The sequence below is a fragment of the Bacillus sp. FSL R5-0659 genome (genome assembly GCF_038008785.1).
Classification (GTDB): domain Bacteria; phylum Bacillota; class Bacilli; order Bacillales; family Bacillaceae; genus Bacillus; species Bacillus safensis.
The window spans coordinates 2,763,749-2,781,427 of record NZ_JBBOZU010000001.1; the positions used below are offsets into that span (position 1 = coordinate 2,763,749).

Sequence of the window (17,679 nt, forward strand, 5' to 3'; positions counted from 1 at the left end):
TTGATTGCGATGCATTCAACACATCCATCCCATTTAATTTTATTTGACGGTGTCTGCAACGTGTGCAGCGGCGCTGTTCAATTTGTGATTAAGCGCGATCCGAAAGAACGGATGATGTTCGCTTCATTACAATCAGATACAGGACAACGTATTTTAAAGGAAAACGGTTTGCCTTTAGAAGAGTTCAATTCATTCATTTATATTGAAAAAGGAACCCTTTATACGAAGTCAACAGGCATCTTAAAAGCCGCGCGGCATTTAAAAGGGATCTACAGATGGAGCTTTTTACTCCTTGCCATACCTCGCCCAATCCGTGATTGGTTTTATGAGCTGATTGCAAAAAATCGCTACAAATGGTTTGGTCAAAAAACATCTTGTATGATGCCTACACCCGATATTCAAAAGCGGTTTCTTTCATAAAAAAAAGCATCCTCCAATGATAGGAGGATGCTTTCTTTGTCTGCTTACGAAGGCAGACTTGCCATCACACTGTTATAAAGCTTAATAAATAAGTACAAAATACCGATCAAAAACGTCGCCCAAAACAGCAGAATAAACATCATAAATCCAATCAAATTCAGCATATTAAGCGATTGATAAATGCGAACCACAACCCAGATAAAATAGACAAGACTTGCTAATGCAAAAAGTCCGACTAGCAGAATGAGCTGCTGCGTCAACAGAAATGCAAGCAAGCTGGCAAATAAATAAACAACGGATGCAATCCGAATTTTCTTTAAGTTCTCCCCTTCAGGGTCCTTAGCGAAAAAGAGTAACGCCAGCTCTAATACCGTATCTGCAATCAGTTTTAAGGCAGATAATATCATAAAATAAACAAGTGCAAAAGCGGCAAAAAGAGCAAGACGGATGCCCTGTTCTGAGAAAAATTCCAGCATTCCTTTTAAAATACCTGCTTGAGTCAAGAAATCAGTTGTGATACCTACTGTAAAAATCGAAAAAGCAGAGCTGAATAGTAAGATTGAAATCAGCGGAAAATATCCAGTCAAATATGTATTTTTCATAAATAGTTCCTTTCTCATAAGCTCACATTTATTATGGCTCACTTAAAACGGATTGACAAGATGCTTTCAAAGTAAACTGACAGCAAAAGCAAATTTATGATTTTGCACGTACATTCCTTCACAAACTTACATTTTCCCGTTAAAGTATTACTGTTACGAAAAAAATCGCGCGTTAGGGGTATACTCGTGAAAAAAACTTTAAGACTGCAAACACGGCTAACGATCTTTGTGTGTATCGTTGTCCTGATCTCCCTTTGTATCACATTCTTTACGATATGGTCGGAAACAGCCAAGAACATTCATCAACAGGAGCGTGACATTGCTCTCTCTACTGCCAAAATGGTCGCAGAGGCACCGATCACAGCACAATCATTAGAAGATCATTCATATTCAGCATTACGAAAATATACAACAAATGTTCAGCAAATCACCAAAACCGAATTCGTTGTCGTCATGGATATGAAAGGTATCCGCAAAACACACCCGAATCCGCAGAAGATTGGGAAACGGTTTGCCGGCGGTGATGAAAAAGCAGCATTACAGGGAAAAGAACATATTAGTACGGCTTCTGGAACACTCGGCAGATCCATGCGTGCTTTTGTTCCTGTTTATGATCAAAATGGTAAGCAGCTCGGGGCTGTAGCCGTAGGGATTACGTTAAAGGAAATTGACTTGATTATTCATCAAAGCTTACTTCCACTCTACTTCGTCACATCACTCAGCCTCCTATCTGGCATCATCGGGGCACTCATTGTGGCAAGAAAAGTGAAGAAGATTATGTTTGGACTTGAGCCGGATGAGATTGCCACATTGCTAAAAGAACGAAGTGCCATGCTAGAATCAACAAAAGAAGGGATTCTTGCCGTCGATCAGCACGGTAAAATCAAGCTGGCCAATGCAGAGGCAAAACGACTCTTTCATAATATGGGCATTATGGTTGATCCTAGAGAACAAGATGTTCAAACTCTCCTCCCTTCAAGCGGCTTAAAACAGGTCATTGAAACACGCAAGCCACTGCTTGATCGTGACGTGAGAATGAATGGACTGGAGCTCGTTTTTAATGAAGTACCAATTACAGTAAATGATGAGATTGTCGGGGCCATCGCCACCTTCCGTGACAAAACAGAAGTCAAACACCTGGCTGAGCAGCTTAGCGGGGTCAAAATGTATGCGAATGCCCTCCGTGCCCAGTCACATGAATTTATGAACAAGCTTCATGTCATTTTAGGTTTGGTCCAGCTCAAAAACTACGATGACCTTGGCACCTACATCAAAGATATTGCCATTTATCAGCAAACGGAAACAAATGAAATCATCAACCATGTGAAAAACTCTGTTTTAGCAGGATTTTTACTAGGAAAACAAAGCTATATCAGGGAACAAGGCGCTTCCTTGGAGGTTATTTGCAGCACACAAGTGCCAAATACAGAGGACCCGGCAGTGACGCATGACCTCATTACCGTGATTGGCAACCTGTTAAATAATGCACTCGATGCGGTTTCACATACTGAGACGAAAAACATCTCGATCTCCTTCAGATACGTTCAAGAGCAGCTTCACATTGAAATCACGGACACAGGTGTTGGTCTCACAAAAGAAGAACAAGACATCATGTTTGATCAAGGCTTTTCAACTAAAGGAGAAGACCGAGGTTTCGGACTCTACTTCGTTGACCAAAGCATCAAGAAATTGAATGGACATATGATTGTCACGAGTGAAAAAGGAGAAGGAACGACCTTTAGTCTCCGCATTCCGTATAAACAAAAGGAGGATTCACATGATTAATGTGTTAATAGTAGAAGATGATCCAATGGTTGGGGAGCTGAACAAACGCTACCTGACCCAAATCGATGGCTTTGAGTTAAAGGGGATTGCCACCTCTTTTCAGCAGGCGCTTGAAGTGTTAAAAACAGAAGTCATTCACCTCGTACTGCTCGATATTTATATGCCAGGTCAAAATGGGCTGGCATTACTAACAGAAATTCGCCAGCAAAATCATGCCGTTGATGTCATTGTCATTTCGGCTGCAAATGAAGTGGACGTTGTTCAGCAAACGATGCGAAACGGAGCGGTTGATTATTTAATCAAACCTTTTGAGTTCGAACGATTCCAATCAGCACTGGCAGAGTATAAACGGAAACACGCCCTGTATCAATCCATGAACAGCATTTCGCAAAATGATTTAGATGCGAAGCTTTTTCATAAAAAAGCAGAGGCGGAAAAAGTCCTCCTGCCAAAAGGCCTGACCAAAAGCACACTCAAACTCATCTGGACAAGCATTCAATCATTTGGACAGCAGGCTTTCACGACCGAAGACCTAGCCAATCATACAGAAATCTCTCAAGTCTCCATTAGAAAATATTTGAAATTCCTTGAGGACATCGAAGTGGTGGATGTTGAAATGGCTTATGGGACAATTGGACGTCCTGTTTTCCAATATAAACTGAACACGAGCAATATGAATTTGATTCAGCAATATCTTTAAACTGTTACATCTGACCTTCACGAAAGGCCAGATGTTTTTTTATGGCATACGATGTAACAAACCCCTTGATATCAGTGGTTCTACTGTAATAGAGCACATCACAAAAGCGGCATTATATCATATTTCGGCAGATAAAAAGACATCAAATAAAGCCATTTAACATTTTTTTAAAAATAAAACAAATTTCTATTTATTTATTCGATGGGAAATGATAAATTATGATTGATTAGTTCAACGAGATATAAGTCTGATGTCTTACATCTTCTCTCCTGCCCTCCATAAGTTTCATGAGAAAGCAGGATAAAATACCCTCTTTAGGGTGAGAAGAAGATAGATCGGTCTTTTTTCGCGAGACTTTTCTGAAACTTTTAAATTTTATAGGGGGTTATGTTTTGAAGAAGCGCAAAATTGGACTAGCATTGTCCTTAGTCGTAGCAGCAGGAACCATCCTTGGAGCATGCGGCAACTCTGGCTCAAACAGCGGTGAAAGCAAAAAAGATAAAGATCAATTCACTGTTGCAATGGTAACTGATGTCGGTGGTGTCGATGACAAATCGTTTAACCAATCAGCTTGGGAAGGTTTACAAGCATTTGGGAAAGACAACAATCTAAAAAAAGGTAAAAACGGCTTTGATTACTTACAATCTAAATCAGATGCTGACTATACAACAAACTTAAACACACTTGCTCGTGAGAAATTCGATCTGATTTACGGAATTGGTTTCTTAATGGAAGATGCTATTTCTGAAATTGCGGATCAACGTAAGAAAAACCACTTTGCTATCGTTGATGCAGTCGTGAAGAAAGACAACGTAGCCAGCATCGTGTTTAACGAAAACGAAGGATCATTCCTTGTGGGTGTTGCGGCTGCTCTTACAACAAAATCAAACAAAATTGGTTTTGTCGGCGGCGTTGATTCTGAATTAGTCAGAAAATTCGAAGTCGGTTTCCGCGCTGGTGTTGAAGCAGCGAACCCAAAAGCAAAAGTTGAAGTGAAATATGCTGGTGCATTCGATAAGGCTGACATCGGTAAAGCAACAGCTGAAAGCATGTACAAATCTGGCGTAGACATCATCTATCATGCTGCTGGCGGCACTGGAACTGGTGTCTTCACAGAAGCGAAAAACCTGAAAAAAGCAGATCCTAACCGTAAAGTTTGGGTCATCGGTGTAGATAAAGACCAGTATGACGAAGGAAAAGTACCTGGAACAAAACAAAGTGTCACTCTTACTTCTATGGTTAAGAAAGTAGACACAGCGGTACAAGACTTAACAACAAAAGCAAAAGATGGTAAGTTCCCTGGCGGCGAAGTGATCACATACGGTCTGAAAGAAGGCGCTCTTGACATCTCTCCATCTAAGGAAAACCTTGATAAAGATGTATTAAAGAAAGTGGAAGAATGGAAACAAAAAATCATCAAGGGCGAAATCAAAATCCCTGCAACACGTGATGAATTAAAAGATTTTAAAGCTTAATTTGAGCATCGGGATAAGCGCGCCTTATCCCCTTGCCTCTCCTTTACCTCCTCTTTATTCGTAAAAGGTGGTAAAAGAAAAGCTGCAGCCTCGTTTTGCAGCTTTTCTTTTGCTAGTTTTTATCTTCATCAGCACCCTAAAAAAGGAGCGGTTAAACCTGTGGATTATGTCATTGAAATGTTGAATATACGCAAAGAATTCCCTGGCATTGTAGCAAACGACAACATTACGCTGCAGCTAAAAAAGGGCGAAATTCATGCGCTGCTTGGTGAAAACGGCGCTGGAAAATCAACGCTCATGAACGTGCTTTTCGGACTGTACCAGCCTGAAAAAGGTGAAATCAAGGTACACGGAAAACCCGTGACCATCTCTAGTCCAAATGATGCTAGTGATTTAGGCATCGGAATGGTGCATCAGCACTTTATGCTTGTCGATACCTTCACTGTCGCTGAAAACATCATTTTAGGTAAAGAGCCAAAGAAGTTTGGAAAGATTGACAAAGAGCAAGCCATACAGCAAGTACAAGAACTTTCTGACCGCTATGGTTTGAAAATAGATCCTGCCGCAAAAGTATCTGACATCTCTGTCGGTATGCAGCAACGTGCAGAAATCTTAAAAACACTTTACCGCGGCGCTGACATTTTGATCTTCGACGAACCAACGGCCGTTTTAACACCTCAAGAAATCAAAGAACTCATACAAATCATGAAAAACTTAATTAATGAAGGCAAATCCATTATTTTAATCACCCATAAGCTGAAAGAAATTATGGATGCCTGTCATCGCGTGACCATTATCCGAAAAGGTCAAGGCATTCGTACACTTGATGTGGAAAGCACAAATAAAGACGAACTTGCAAGCCTCATGGTTGGTCGTGAAGTGTCATTTAAAACAGACAAAAAAGCTGCTTCTCCTGCTGAGGAAGTTCTTCAAATTCAAGACCTCACAGTAAAAGACGCCAGAGGAATTGAAGCGGTCAAACAGTTAAACCTGTCAGTGAAGGCTGGCGAAATTGTTGGAATTGCTGGAGTAGACGGCAATGGCCAGTCTGAATTAATTGAAGCCATTACTGGTCTAAAAAAATCAGAATCTGGCACGATCATGCTAAACGGGAAAGCCATTCAAAATCTCCCGCCTCGTAAAGTGACCGAATCTGGGATTGGACATATTCCTCAGGACCGTCATAAACATGGACTTGTACTCGATTTTTCAATTGGAGAAAACATTTCCTTACAAACGTATTATCAGCGTCCTTATTCAAAATTCGGCTTATTGAATATGAAGAATATTTATCAAAAGGCAAAACGAATCATTGCGGAATATGACGTCAGAACACCGAGTGAATATACAGAAGCGCGCGCCCTGTCAGGCGGTAACCAGCAAAAAGCCATTATCGGCCGTGAAGTGGACCGCAATCCTGATTTATTAATTGCCGCTCAGCCGACACGAGGACTTGATGTTGGTGCGATTGAATTTGTTCATAAACGTCTCATTGAGCAAAGAGACTCTGGCAAAGCTGTTTTGCTCATCTCCTTTGAGCTTGATGAAATTATCAATGTCAGTGATAAGATCGCTGTCATTTTCGAAGGCAGCATTGTGGCCATAGTTGATCCAAAAGAAACAACAGAGCAAGAGCTTGGCCTATTAATGGCTGGAAGTACGCAACAGGAAGTGGGGAAAGAAGCAAATGTCTAATCGCTTAACAAATCTGCTGATTCCGCTTATAGCCATTGTACTTGGTCTTTTGGTTGGGGCCATTATTATGCTGGCAAGCGGTTATAGTGTCATCGAAGGCTATGGCGCCCTTTGGAATGGCGTTTTCGGTGAAACCTATTATATGGGAGAAACCATCAGGCAAGTGACACCTTATATTTTATCAGGTCTTGCTGTTGCCTTTGCATTTCGGACAGGCCTGTTTAATATCGGTGTCGAAGGTCAAATGCTTGTTGGCTGGGTAGCTGCTGTATGGATTGGAACAACTGTCCATGCACCTATGTATATTCATCTGCCGCTTGCACTCATCACCGCAGCTGCTGCAGGTGCTTTATGGGGCTTTATTCCCGGATTTTTAAAAGCTCGTTTTTATGTGCATGAGGTCATCGTCACCATCATGATGAACTACATTGCCCTTCATGTCACAAACTATTTAATCTCAAATGTCTTAACAGATAATAAAGATAAAACAGATAAAATCGATGCCACTGCCTCTCTTCGCTCTGGATTTTTTGAGCAGATCACTGATTTCTCCCGGATGCATAACGGTATTTTTGTTGCCATTATTGCGGCGGTCGTGATGTGGGTCATTATTCAAAAAACTTCTAAAGGGTTTGAATTACGGGCTGTTGGAATGAATCAGCAGGCATCACAGTATGCTGGCATGAACGTTCGCCGCAATATCATTTATGCGATGCTCATTTCAGGTGCTTTTGCAGGTCTTGCAGGCGCTATGGAAGGTCTTGGTACATTTGAATATGCCTCTATTAAAGGCTCGTTTACAGGCGTAGGTTTTGATGGAATTGCCGTCGCTTTATTAGGTGGAAATACGGCTGTTGGTGTTGTCCTTGCTGCATTATTGCTTGGTGGATTGAAGGTCGGTGCATTAAATATGCCGCTTGAATCAGGCGTACCGACTGAGGTTGTTGATATTGTCATTGCGATCATCATTCTTTTCGTCGCCTCAAGCTATATTATTCGTCTTGTGATTCAACAAATGAAGAAAAAGGGGGGAAAATAAGTGGGATTTCTGCAAATACTTGAAATCATCGTCCCAGCTACACTTGTTTATGCTGCACCACTTATTTTAACCGCTCTTGGAGGCGTCTTTTCAGAAAGATCAGGTGTTGTCAATATCGGTCTTGAAGGTTTGATGGTCGTCGGAGCATTTTCCAGTATTATCTTTAACTTATTTTTTGCTGATACGTTTGGAGCCTTGACCCCGTGGCTTGGGCTTCTCGTTGGAATGGCCGTTGGCGGATTGTTCTCACTGATTCATGCAGTTGCGACCATTACCTTCCGAGCTGATCAAACGGTCAGTGGTGTGGCCATTAACATGCTGGCACTTGGCGCTACATTGTTTGTCGTAAAACTGATTTACGGAAAAGCACAAACTGATAAAATTACAGAACCTTTCTATAAAGGAGATATTCCCCTTTTAAGTGACATTCCGATCATTGGTGATATTTTCTTTAAAGATGTTTATTATACGTCCATACTTGCTTTAGCCCTTGCGGTGGTTGCATGGTTTGTTTTATTTAAAATGCCATTTGGTCTTCGTCTTCGTGCAGTTGGAGAGCATCCAATGGCAGCTGATACAATGGGAATCAAAGTGTACCGGATGCGTTATATCGCTGTCTTCATTAGTGGACTGTTTGGCGGTCTGGGCGGGGCTGTTTATGCCTCAACGATCGCGCTTGATTTCTCCCATGCCACCATTACTGGACAAGGCTTTATCGCACTAGCTGCGCTTGTATTCGGTAAATGGCATCCATTCGGCGCAATGGGAGCTGCTTTATTCTTTGGATTTGCTCAAAGCTTAAGCATCATTGGTTCTCTCCTGCCGCTGTTCCAAGATATACCGAATGTTTATATGCTCATAGCACCATATGTGCTCACCATTTTAGCACTTACTGGCTTCATCGGACGTGCCGATGCACCGAAAGCACTTGGTACACCTTATTTAAAAGGAAAACGATAAATACGATGTATGATCAATCCCCTGAAGGACAAACTATCTTCAGGGGATTTTTGTATGATAAAAAACTCAAAAACTCCTGTTTATTTTACTTTTATTACACTTATTTTAGTTTAATAAATAGATGAGTGTCACAGAATCTTCTACAATTGAGACAAATAGCATTTGGGGGTGTTTATGTGGCTAATGCACAACAATTGAAATCGATTACAGACGATTCTGACAATAATAAAAGCGTTTTCCGTAAGATCATGTCTTGGAAAATTGGTGTTATTGATCTACCTGTGTATTTAGTACTTGCAGCGATTATTTTAACTGCCGCTTATTTCAATAAAATTCCAGCAAATATGCTTGGTGGTTTCGCTGTTATTATGATTTTGGGGATTTTCCTTGGAGATGTAGGACAACGTATTCCAATCTTAAAAGATATTGGTGGACCGGCGATTCTTTCTTTATTCGTACCATCGTTCCTGGTCTTTTTTAATGTTCTGAATCCGAACTCATTGGAAGCGGTTACGTCTCTTATGAAAACGTCGAACTTCCTTTACTTCTATATTTCTGCTCTTGTAGTAGGTAGTATTCTTGGGATGCAGCGGACTGTTTTAGTACAAGGCCTTATTCGTATGTTTGTCCCTCTAGTTGCAGGTACAATTGCAGCTGTGAGTGCTGGTATCCTTGTTGGCCTTTTAGTTGGTTACACACCGCATCATTCATTCTTCTTTATTATTGTACCGATTATTGCCGGTGGTGTTGGAGAAGGAATTTTGCCATTATCTATCGCTTATTCACAAATTCTTGATGTATCAGCAGAGTCATTAATTTCTCAATTAATTCCTGCGGCTGTCATTGGGAACGTCATTGCCATTATCTGCGCTGGCGCAATGAAGAAGCTTGGTGAGAAACGTCCTGAACTGAACGGGAATGGCCGTCTTGTGAAATCTAAAGAAGCAAACGAAATTTTCGAGCAGCCAGATATGGATGCAAAAGTTGATTTCGGTTTAATGGGTGCTGGTGTACTCGTTGCTTGTACAACCTTCATCTTTGGTGGTTTGTTAGAAAGCTTCGTTCATATTCCAGGTCCAATCCTAATGATTGTTCTTGCTGCTTTAATCAAATACTTAAACGTGATGCCTCAGCATCTTCAAAATGGCTCACAGCAGTTCTACAAGTTTGTATCAAGAAGTTTTACATGGCCGCTAATGGTTGGTCTTGGTATTCTATACATTCCACTTGATGATGTAGCAACTGTCATCTCAATTCCATTCGTATGCGTATGTATCGCTGTTGTACTCGCAATGGTTGGTTCTGGTTACTTCGTTGGAAAACTAATGAACATGTATCCAGTCGAATCTGCTATTGTCACTGGCTGTCACAGTGGACTTGGCGGTACTGGTGATGTTGCAATTCTTTCAGCTTCTGGAAGAATGGGTCTTATGCCTTTCGCACAAGTATCTACACGACTTGGCGGAGCAGCAACTGTTATCTGTGCAACGATCTTACTCAGAATGTTTAGTTAAACTACCACACATAAAAAGCATGAGCTCTCACATGGGCCCATGCTTTTTTTATATTTCTTTTCTCCTATAGGATCTTATTCATCAGCTAATACAATTCGTAAATATTCCCTGGGCTGAAAAGGATACAGCTTGGTTTCTTGATAGCTCATGTGAAGAAGATGCTCAGAAAATAGCGGCCATTCACTCCCGGCCTGCCACCTTTTTTGATCATTTCGGTCAATCAAGAATGCTCCTCCTAAAATCGTGCAGAATAGGCTTAAGCTGATGGCGATCTTTCGTTTCATTTGATCAGCTCCTTTAAGAAAAGCATGTACGAAAAACAAAACAATATACAATGAGTGTCATTTTTGATAAAATTATTTTTGTGGTCAAAAGAACCTAAAACAAATACAGTTTGCTTGAAATCGTTTCAAACCAATGCACTATGGCTGTATTTACGCTATAATTTTAATTACCAGTTCTTTAGAACGTGAATTTATATTGATCAAAGGAGGTTCATTTTCTTGCAGCTTATTCACTTCGCCATCCTATCACCTTTTTTACTCGCTTTTGTTGTACCTTTCCTTTACAAATATGTGAAGCGTATACATACAGGATGGTTTGTTCTCATCTTGCCGATTCTTTTATTTACCTATTTCATCCAAATGTTACATATCACTTCGAATGGACGAACGCTTTTCTCACAGGCTGAATGGATTCCATCTTTAGGGATGAATTTCACTGTGTATGTCGATGGTCTCAGCCTGTTATTTGCTTTATTAATTACAGGTATCGGCGCACTTGTGGTACTGTACAGTATTTTCTACTTATCAAAGGAAAAAGAACAGCTTGGCTCTTTCTACACGTATTTGCTCATGTTTATGACCGCGATGCTGGGTGTCGTTCTTTCTGACAACATGGTGGTTCTATACTTGTTTTGGGAGTTAACGAGTATCTCTTCCTTCCTCTTAATTGGGTATTGGTATAAGCGTGAGCGCTCTAGGTATGGGGCAACGAAATCACTGCTTATTACTGTTTTTGGCGGATTAGCTATGCTTGGTGGCTTCATCCTCATTTACCTGATTACTGATTCATTCAGTATTCGTGAAGCAGTCAATCAGCTTCAACTCATTATGGCATCACCTTACTTTATCCCTGCCATGATCCTAATCTTAATAGGTGCCTTTACGAAATCAGCCCAGTTCCCATTCTATATCTGGCTGCCTGATGCAATGGAAGCACCGACCCCTGTGAGCAGTTATCTGCATTCTGCTACGATGGTGAAAGCCGGTATTTATCTTGTTGCCCGCTTCAGTCCAATCTTTGCTATATCAGAGGTATGGTTCTGGACCATTTCCATTGTTGGACTTGTCACATTATTCTGGGGATCATTCCACGCCGTCCGGCAAAACGATTTGAAAGCCATTCTGGCCTATTCGACAGTGAGTCAGCTCGGTATGATTATGCTCATGCTTGGCGTCGGCGCAGCTGCGATTCATGAAAACAATCCTGCCTTTTTTGGCGCAGCCATTCTTGCAGCTATTTTTCACCTCATTAACCATGCTACGTTTAAAGGAAGTCTCTTTATGGCAGCTGGTATTATCGATCATGAAACAGGAACTCGTGACATTCGAAAATTAGGCGGATTAATGACGATCATGCCGATTACCTTCACAATTACGTTAATCGGTACATTTTCAATGGCCGGATTACCGCCATTTAACGGTTTCTTAAGTAAAGAGCTATTTTTCACAAGTATGATACGAATTTCTGACATCAGCTTTACGGACGTTTCAACATGGGGTGCTATCATCCCAGCACTTGCTTGGCTCGCTAGTGTCTTTACGTTCATTTATAGTATGATGCTCCTCTTTAAAACTTTTAGAGGCCGTCTGAATATAGACCAATTGGAGAAAAAACCGCATGAAGCACCGATCGGCATGCTCATTCCGCCAATCATTCTCGCTGCACTTGTGGTCACCTTCTTCTTTTTCCCTAATATTCTTGCCTATTCTGTCATCGAACCCGCAATTGCGGCGATCATTCCTGAAGCGATTGAAACAGGAAGCCGTTTTTCTGTGAAGATTGAAGCATGGCATGGCTTCCAGCCAGAGCTCTATATGACAATAGGTGTTGTTGTACTCGGAACAATCGGCTACTTGACGCTTTCAAAATGGCGTCCAATGTACAACATCTTTAAGGAAAAATGGTCATTTAACGCTTTATACGACCGCTCTCTTATCGGTTTGGAAAAAGGGTCATACCGCCTGACAAACAGTTATATGACTGGTTTTCTTCGTGACTATCTTGTCTATGTGTTTGGGTTCATGATTATCGTCATTGGCGGCGTGATGTTTTATCAGCAGGCCTTTTCATTTCAAACAGATCAGGCTGCCTCAATTGGCACGTATGAGGTGATTCTTTCACTTGTGATGGTGGCGGCGACGATTGCAACAGTATTCGCAAGCTCACGATTAACAGCTATTATTGCTCTAGGTGTCATGGGCTACACGCTGTCATTATTCTTCGTGATTTTCAGAGCACCTGACCTTGCGCTGACGCAGCTGATTATTGAAACGATTTCTGTCGCACTGTTTTTGCTTTGCTTCTATCATTTGCCGAAGCTGAGCTTAAAGCAAAAAACGAGAAGATTCAAAATGACCAATTTCATCATTTCATTAGGTGTTGGGGTTGTTGTCACTTGTCTAGCTTTCGCTTCCACAAGTCAGCAGTCACTTGATACCATCTCAACTTACTTTATTGAAAACAGCTACAAACTTGCTGGCGGTGACAATATTGTCAATGTCATTCTTGTCGATTTCAGGGGCTTTGATACCCTTTTTGAAATTACTGTGCTCGCCATTGCGGCACTTGGTATTTATGGGTTATTAAAAACACAAGCAAAACGGAAGAGAGGTGTGCGGCGATGAGAAAGATTGATACGAATGATATGCTTTTGCAAGTCACAACAAAAATCACAGCATTCATCATCTTGCTCTTCTCCCTTCACCTATTTCTTGCGGGGCATAACAATCCTGGCGGCGGATTCATCGGCGGCCTGATGAGTTCTGCGGCTGTCGTTCTTCTGCTTTTAGCCTATGATCTGAAAACAGTAAGACGCATTTTGCCTTTTGACTTTATTTATGTAGCTGGAGCCGGTTTGCTCGTTGCGATCCTGACAGGTATGGGATCCTTTCTATTCGGTGCACCTTTTCTATCACATGCATTTGATTATTTCCAATTACCGTTTTTAGGAAAAACAGAACTAGCGACAGCCGTCCTGTTTGATATCGGGGTGTATTTGGTCGTTGTTGGTGTCACCATGACCATTATTCAAATGATTGGAGAGAAGGAATAATGGAATTTCTAATGTCTATTATCGTCGGAATTATTTTTATGGCGGCGACCTATTTGATGCTGTCAAAAAGCCTTCTGCGGGTCATCGTCGGTACTGCTGTTTTGAGTCACGGCGTCCACTTGCTTCTTTTAACAATGGGCGGCTTAAAAAAGGGAGCGCCTCCCGTTCTAAAAGAGGGGCTCACATCCTATGTAGATCCATTGCCGCAAGCATTAATTTTAACAGCCATTGTCATTGCTTTTGGTGTGACATCCTTATTACTTGTCATGGCCTTCCGAGCCTTCCAAGAGCTGCGAACAGATGACATGGATCAAATGAGAGGAAATGATCAGCATGAATAATCTCGTGATCCTGCCTATTTTAATTCCATTACTAGCTGCTACACTATTGATCTTTATGAATAAAAACATCATGCTGTCAAGAGTTTTTAGTGTCTTGGCATCTCTCTCAGCCATTATATGTAATGCATATTTGGTTCAAACGATTTTCACAAATGGGATACAAACCCTTTATTTAGGCGGCTGGAAAGCGCCATTTGGGATTGCCCTTGTGGCCGATCAATTTGCTGCACTCCTTGTGCTGACCGCTTCCGTTGTCGGGCTTGTGACAGTCCTCTTCTCCTTTCAAACGATTGGGAAAGAAAGAGAGCGGCTCTTCTATTATTCTGGCGTGCAGTTTTTGTTAGCTGGCGTGAGCGGAGCCTTTTTAACGGGAGATATATTCAACCTGTTTGTCTTCTTTGAATTACTGCTGATGGCATCTTATATGCTCATTGTATTAGGCGGGTCAAAGCCTCAGCTTCGTGAATCACTCAAATATATTGTGTTTAATATCATCTCGTCGGCATTATTTATTGTCGGAGTTGCCTGTTTATATGCAGTGACGGGTACGCTCAATATGGCTGATTTAAGTGTGAAAATAGCTGAATCAGGGCAAACAGGGTTAATCACTGTTATTTCCATCCTGTTCCTCATTGTATTCGGCTTAAAAGCTGGGATCTTCCCGCTTTATTTCTGGCTGCCAGGATCGTATCATGCGCCGCCAGCAGCGATTTCAGCTCTTTTTGGGGCTTTGCTCACAAAGGTTGGCTTATATGCGATTGCCAGAGTCTTTACATTAATTTTTATACATGATACAGGCTTCACCCATACACTCATGGCGTGGCTTGCCGCACTGACGGTGATATTCGGTGTGATTGGCTCGATCGCCTATTCTGATGTGCAGAAGATCGTGATTTATAACATTGTCACAGCAGTTGGGGTCATTTTGTTTGGATTTGCAGCCAACACACCTGCATCACTCCAAGGAGCCATTTATTATCTTATTCACGACATGGTGATCAAAGGGGCTTTATTTATGCTGGCAGGTGCCCTCTTTGTATACGCTGGCACAAACCAACTGAAAAAAATGGGCGGACTGATTCAATCCCAGCCTCTATTGGGATGGATGTTTTTCATATCGGCTTTATCGCTTGCAGGAATTCCGCCGCTGAGCGGCTTTGTTGGGAAACTAAAAATTGTGGAAGGTGGATTTTCTGCTGGACACATGACGTTTTCTATCCTGGTCTTACTGTCAAGTCTTCTTGTCCTCTACTCTATTATGAAGATTTTCATGTCCGCATTTTGGGGCGAGGAACAGGATATGCGAAGAAGAAAGCCGTCAATTAAAGGAATGGTGTACCCTGGCGTACTGCTTGTCGTCTTATCGCTCGCCATTGGGTTAGGGACAGAGTTCATTGCCCCTTATATCAATCAAGCAGCGGAAATGCTCTCTACACCAGAAAAATATATTCAAGCTGTGCTGAAGGAGTAGATGAACATGGCCTTTCAAATATTACTAAACGCTCTCCTCGCCTTTACATGGATGTTTATGAATGATACATACAGAGCCGCAGACTTTGTATCAGGGTTTGCATTAGGGATGATCGCCATTTTTATGCTGCGTCGATTTTTCCCGCAGCGTTTTTACGGCTATGCCCTTTATGCGATTTTCAAGCTTATCATCATTTTTATTCGCGAGCTGCTTCTTGCCAATTTAAGTGTATTAAAGACCGTATTATCTCCAAAGCTCAAGATTAAGCCCGGTATTTTCGCCTTTCGTACGGATTTGAAAACAGATTGGGAAATCACCATACTGGCTAATATGATTACATTGACACCAGGTACACTAGTGATTGATATTTCCGACGATCGTTCCATTTTATACATTCATGCGATGGATATTGAAGATGCTGAAAAAGCCATTCACGATATCCGGGTTTCATTTGAAAAAGCGATTCAGGAGGTGAGCGGTAAGTAATGGAACTCATTTTGCAAATTTCACTTGGCATTCTTGCGCTGTCTACCTTGCTTTTTGTGATACGAGTGATCAAAGGTCCGTCTATTCCTGATCGTGTGAGTGCGCTTGATGCGATAGGAATCAATTTAATTGGGATGACAGCCATCGTTTCAATTTTACTGAAAACCACTGCATTCTTTGAGATTATTTTACTGCTCGGTATCCTTGCCTTTATCGGTACTGTCGCTTTTTCCAAATTCCTTGAGAAAGGGGAAGTGATTGAAAATGATCGTCATCGCTAAAGCCATCGTCATTTTCTTTATCCTGCTAGGCGCTATCCTCTGTTTGATTTCAGCCATTGGTGTCCTTCGCCTGCCGGATGTTTACACACGTATGCATGCTGCATCAAAAGCATCGACACTTGGCGTTGTTCTGATTTTAGTAGGTGTGTTTTTTCATGAATGGTTTCTTGCAGGCGTTATTTCTGCAAAAATCCTTCTCGGCATCGTATTCATCTTCCTGACAGCACCAGTCGGCGCACACTTAATCGGAAGAGCCGCCTACAATACTGGTGTTAAGCTCGACAAACGCAGTGTCCAAGATGATTATGGCGGTTTCCGTAACTTTGTGATTAAGCGGAAAGAAGATTCTTATTTATAAACAGCGAAAAAAAATGGCCTGACATGTTAGGCCATTCTTTTTTTATCGCTCAACGTGCATATAAAAAAAGCTTCCGCTGCACCGGGAGCTTTTTTATATGCGATCAATGACAGCAAGTGTGCATCTTGACGTACAGATGTGCCGGTCTCGATCATCTTTTATATCGATTTGAAATACCATTGTACGCCGTCCTACATGCACAGGAACAGCTGTCGCTGTCACAACTCCATCGCGTACAGATTTTAAATGATTGGCATTGATTTCAATACCTGAGCAAACTTGCTGCGTTAAGTCTAAATGAGCCGCAGCCCCCATGCTCGCCACTGTTTCTGCTAGAGCAGCAGATGCTCCTCCGTGCAGCAGTCCAAATGGCTGTTTTGTTCTGTGATCGACTGGCATTGTTGCAACGCATCGTGATTCATTGCACTCTACTATTTCAATGCCTAGTGCCTCAAGCAGTGTATTTGATCCGCTCACATTCATTAAGGCCCTCTCCCTTCACACGTTTACAGCACACTTTCAGACTTGGCAATTAACACCGCTTCTGTACGAGATCCAACATTCAGCTTATTAAAGATGGATGTCAAACTGTACTCAATTGACCGTTTGCTCAAATGAAGCACATCGGCAATCTCCTGGTTCGTGTATCCTTTTTCCACTTCTCTAAGGATCAAACACTCCCGTTCCGTTAAGAGATCGTGGTCAGTCTGCTGCGCCTGTTCTGGCTTTTCTTGCTGCTGTGAAATTAATTTCTTTAAATAGGACAGCTGAATGACAACTTCTCCTTGCAATGTCCGGTGTATGTATTCAATAATTTTGTCTTTCGTCTCTGTTTTACTAATTGCACCGTGTAATCCAGCCCGAATAGCCTCTTCAAAATAATCATCTACTTCATACCCTGTATAAATGATAATTTTCACTTGATGGTTGGTTTCTAAAATTTGTTTCGCTATGTCCATTCCATTGATATCCCCGAGATTTAAATCCATTAAAATCACATCATAGATGGAAAAGTCATGCGTCTTTAAAAAGGCGGCTTCTGCATCAGGACTTAAACAATCGACTGATAGCTGCTGGTCTGATTCTAATATGCTTTTTGTCCCTTCCATGACAGCCGGATGATCATCAATGACCAATATCTTCTTCATGTCTTCCTCCCTTTAAATCACTCACTTCCATTTTATATAAAAGACTTGGCTGATGCCAAGTCTTAAT

At 41.6% G+C, this 17,679-nt stretch carries 19 protein-coding genes; 15 read left to right on the forward strand and 4 right to left on the reverse strand.

Annotated features, from left to right (window positions below; all coding sequences use genetic code 11):
* Positions 1–9: 9 nt before the first annotated feature.
* Positions 10–420 carry a thiol-disulfide oxidoreductase DCC family protein gene (locus tag NSQ72_RS14310; protein ID WP_268474728.1) on the forward strand — a complete coding sequence of 137 codons (411 nt, stop codon included), beginning with the start codon at positions 10–12 and terminating at the stop codon, positions 418–420.
* Positions 421–464: 44 nt separating this feature from the next.
* Here NSQ72_RS14310 and NSQ72_RS14315 read toward each other — a convergent pair whose 3' ends face one another.
* Complete coding sequence (locus tag NSQ72_RS14315) at positions 465–1,022, reverse strand: YufK family protein (RefSeq protein ID WP_039181089.1); 558 nt, start codon at positions 1,020–1,022, stop codon at positions 465–467.
* Between the two features lie 186 nt (positions 1,023–1,208).
* Between NSQ72_RS14315 and malK the strand changes: the two genes are divergently transcribed.
* From malK to NSQ72_RS14350, 7 genes are all read left to right on the forward strand, one after another.
* Complete coding sequence (gene malK, locus NSQ72_RS14320) at positions 1,209–2,807, forward strand: malate sensor histidine kinase MalK (protein ID WP_064498103.1); 1,599 nt, start codon at positions 1,209–1,211, stop codon at positions 2,805–2,807.
* Positions 2,800–3,507: a response regulator gene (locus NSQ72_RS14325; protein WP_024423307.1), complete on the forward strand. Its 708-nt coding sequence runs from the start codon at positions 2,800–2,802 to the stop codon at positions 3,505–3,507. The genes malK and NSQ72_RS14325 overlap by 8 nt, the downstream gene beginning before the upstream one ends.
* A gap of 392 nt (positions 3,508–3,899) precedes the next feature.
* A complete protein-coding gene (locus tag NSQ72_RS14330) occupies positions 3,900–4,982 on the forward strand; it encodes a BMP family lipoprotein (RefSeq protein ID WP_039181096.1) in 1,083 nt (360 codons plus the stop codon).
* Between the two features lie 159 nt (positions 4,983–5,141).
* Positions 5,142–6,677, forward strand: coding sequence for an ABC transporter ATP-binding protein (locus tag NSQ72_RS14335; RefSeq protein ID WP_039181099.1), 1,536 nt, complete (start codon positions 5,142–5,144; stop codon positions 6,675–6,677).
* Positions 6,670–7,716, forward strand: a complete 1,047-nt coding sequence (locus tag NSQ72_RS14340; protein ID WP_039181102.1) for an ABC transporter permease — start codon at positions 6,670–6,672, stop codon at positions 7,714–7,716. Before NSQ72_RS14335 ends, NSQ72_RS14340 begins: the two co-directional genes overlap by 8 nt.
* Positions 7,717–8,676 (forward strand): ABC transporter permease, encoded by a 960-nt coding sequence (locus NSQ72_RS14345; RefSeq protein WP_024423311.1) that lies wholly within the window; start codon positions 7,717–7,719, stop codon positions 8,674–8,676.
* Positions 8,677–8,852: 176 nt separating this feature from the next.
* Positions 8,853–10,190 (forward strand): 2-hydroxycarboxylate transporter family protein, encoded by a 1,338-nt coding sequence (locus NSQ72_RS14350; protein WP_039181105.1) that lies wholly within the window; start codon positions 8,853–8,855, stop codon positions 10,188–10,190.
* 74 nt (positions 10,191–10,264) lie between these two features.
* Here the strand turns inward: NSQ72_RS14350 and NSQ72_RS14355 are convergent, their stop codons facing one another.
* On the reverse strand, positions 10,265–10,474 hold the full coding sequence (locus NSQ72_RS14355; protein ID WP_024423313.1) for a hypothetical protein: 210 nt from the start codon (positions 10,472–10,474) through the stop codon (positions 10,265–10,267).
* A 219-nt stretch (positions 10,475–10,693) separates the two neighbouring features.
* Between NSQ72_RS14355 and NSQ72_RS14360 the strand changes: the two genes are divergently transcribed.
* The 7 genes from NSQ72_RS14360 to mnhG are packed head-to-tail and all read left to right on the forward strand — an operon-like array spanning position 10,694 to position 16,464.
* Entirely contained in the window at positions 10,694–13,099 is a 2,406-nt protein-coding gene (locus tag NSQ72_RS14360) for a Na+/H+ antiporter subunit A (protein WP_341084361.1), read from the forward strand.
* On the forward strand, positions 13,096–13,527 hold the full coding sequence (locus NSQ72_RS14365) for a Na(+)/H(+) antiporter subunit B (protein WP_039181111.1): 432 nt from the start codon (positions 13,096–13,098) through the stop codon (positions 13,525–13,527). The genes NSQ72_RS14360 and NSQ72_RS14365 overlap by 4 nt, the downstream gene beginning before the upstream one ends.
* On the forward strand, positions 13,527–13,868 hold the full coding sequence (locus NSQ72_RS14370) for a Na(+)/H(+) antiporter subunit C (protein WP_024423316.1): 342 nt from the start codon (positions 13,527–13,529) through the stop codon (positions 13,866–13,868). The genes NSQ72_RS14365 and NSQ72_RS14370 overlap by 1 nt, the downstream gene beginning before the upstream one ends.
* A complete protein-coding gene (locus NSQ72_RS14375) occupies positions 13,861–15,339 on the forward strand; it encodes a Na+/H+ antiporter subunit D (protein WP_024425940.1) in 1,479 nt (492 codons plus the stop codon). Before NSQ72_RS14370 ends, NSQ72_RS14375 begins: the two co-directional genes overlap by 8 nt.
* Positions 15,340–15,345: 6 nt before the next feature.
* A complete protein-coding gene (locus tag NSQ72_RS14380) occupies positions 15,346–15,825 on the forward strand; it encodes a Na+/H+ antiporter subunit E (protein WP_059375889.1) in 480 nt (159 codons plus the stop codon).
* A complete protein-coding gene (locus NSQ72_RS14385) occupies positions 15,825–16,106 on the forward strand; it encodes a Na(+)/H(+) antiporter subunit F1 (protein WP_039181117.1) in 282 nt (93 codons plus the stop codon). Before NSQ72_RS14380 ends, NSQ72_RS14385 begins: the two co-directional genes overlap by 1 nt.
* A complete protein-coding gene (gene mnhG / locus NSQ72_RS14390; protein ID WP_024423320.1) occupies positions 16,090–16,464 on the forward strand; it encodes a monovalent cation/H(+) antiporter subunit G in 375 nt (124 codons plus the stop codon). Before NSQ72_RS14385 ends, mnhG begins: the two co-directional genes overlap by 17 nt.
* A gap of 93 nt (positions 16,465–16,557) precedes the next feature.
* Here the strand turns inward: mnhG and NSQ72_RS14395 are convergent, their stop codons facing one another.
* On the reverse strand, positions 16,558–16,947 hold the full coding sequence (locus NSQ72_RS14395; RefSeq protein WP_039181120.1) for a hotdog fold thioesterase: 390 nt from the start codon (positions 16,945–16,947) through the stop codon (positions 16,558–16,560).
* A 23-nt stretch (positions 16,948–16,970) separates the two neighbouring features.
* On the reverse strand, positions 16,971–17,612 hold the full coding sequence (locus NSQ72_RS14400) for a response regulator transcription factor (RefSeq protein ID WP_024423322.1): 642 nt from the start codon (positions 17,610–17,612) through the stop codon (positions 16,971–16,973).
* Positions 17,613–17,679: the final 67 nt, after the last annotated feature.

What these genes read in the sequence shown, in the direction of transcription:
- NSQ72_RS14380 (WP_059375889.1), top strand. Translation starts at nt 15,346, where the DNA reads ATGGCCTTTCAAATATTACTAAACGCTCTCCTCGCCTTTACATGGATG.
- NSQ72_RS14400 (WP_024423322.1), bottom strand. Translation starts at nt 17,612, where the DNA reads ATGAAGAAGATATTGGTCATTGATGATCATCCGGCTGTCATGGAAGGG.
- NSQ72_RS14385 (WP_039181117.1), top strand. Translation starts at nt 15,825, where the DNA reads ATGGAACTCATTTTGCAAATTTCACTTGGCATTCTTGCGCTGTCTACC.
- NSQ72_RS14375 (WP_024425940.1), top strand. Translation starts at nt 13,861, where the DNA reads ATGAATAATCTCGTGATCCTGCCTATTTTAATTCCATTACTAGCTGCT.
- NSQ72_RS14325 (WP_024423307.1), top strand. Translation starts at nt 2,800, where the DNA reads ATGATTAATGTGTTAATAGTAGAAGATGATCCAATGGTTGGGGAGCTG.
- NSQ72_RS14395 (WP_039181120.1), bottom strand. Translation starts at nt 16,947, where the DNA reads ATGAATGTGAGCGGATCAAATACACTGCTTGAGGCACTAGGCATTGAA.
- NSQ72_RS14355 (WP_024423313.1), bottom strand. Translation starts at nt 10,474, where the DNA reads ATGAAACGAAAGATCGCCATCAGCTTAAGCCTATTCTGCACGATTTTA.
- NSQ72_RS14370 (WP_024423316.1), top strand. Translation starts at nt 13,527, where the DNA reads ATGGAATTTCTAATGTCTATTATCGTCGGAATTATTTTTATGGCGGCG.
- NSQ72_RS14340 (WP_039181102.1), top strand. Translation starts at nt 6,670, where the DNA reads ATGTCTAATCGCTTAACAAATCTGCTGATTCCGCTTATAGCCATTGTA.
- NSQ72_RS14315 (WP_039181089.1), bottom strand. Translation starts at nt 1,022, where the DNA reads ATGAAAAATACATATTTGACTGGATATTTTCCGCTGATTTCAATCTTA.
- NSQ72_RS14365 (WP_039181111.1), top strand. Translation starts at nt 13,096, where the DNA reads ATGAGAAAGATTGATACGAATGATATGCTTTTGCAAGTCACAACAAAA.
- NSQ72_RS14310 (WP_268474728.1), top strand. Translation starts at nt 10, where the DNA reads ATGCATTCAACACATCCATCCCATTTAATTTTATTTGACGGTGTCTGC.
- mnhG (WP_024423320.1), top strand. Translation starts at nt 16,090, where the DNA reads ATGATCGTCATCGCTAAAGCCATCGTCATTTTCTTTATCCTGCTAGGC.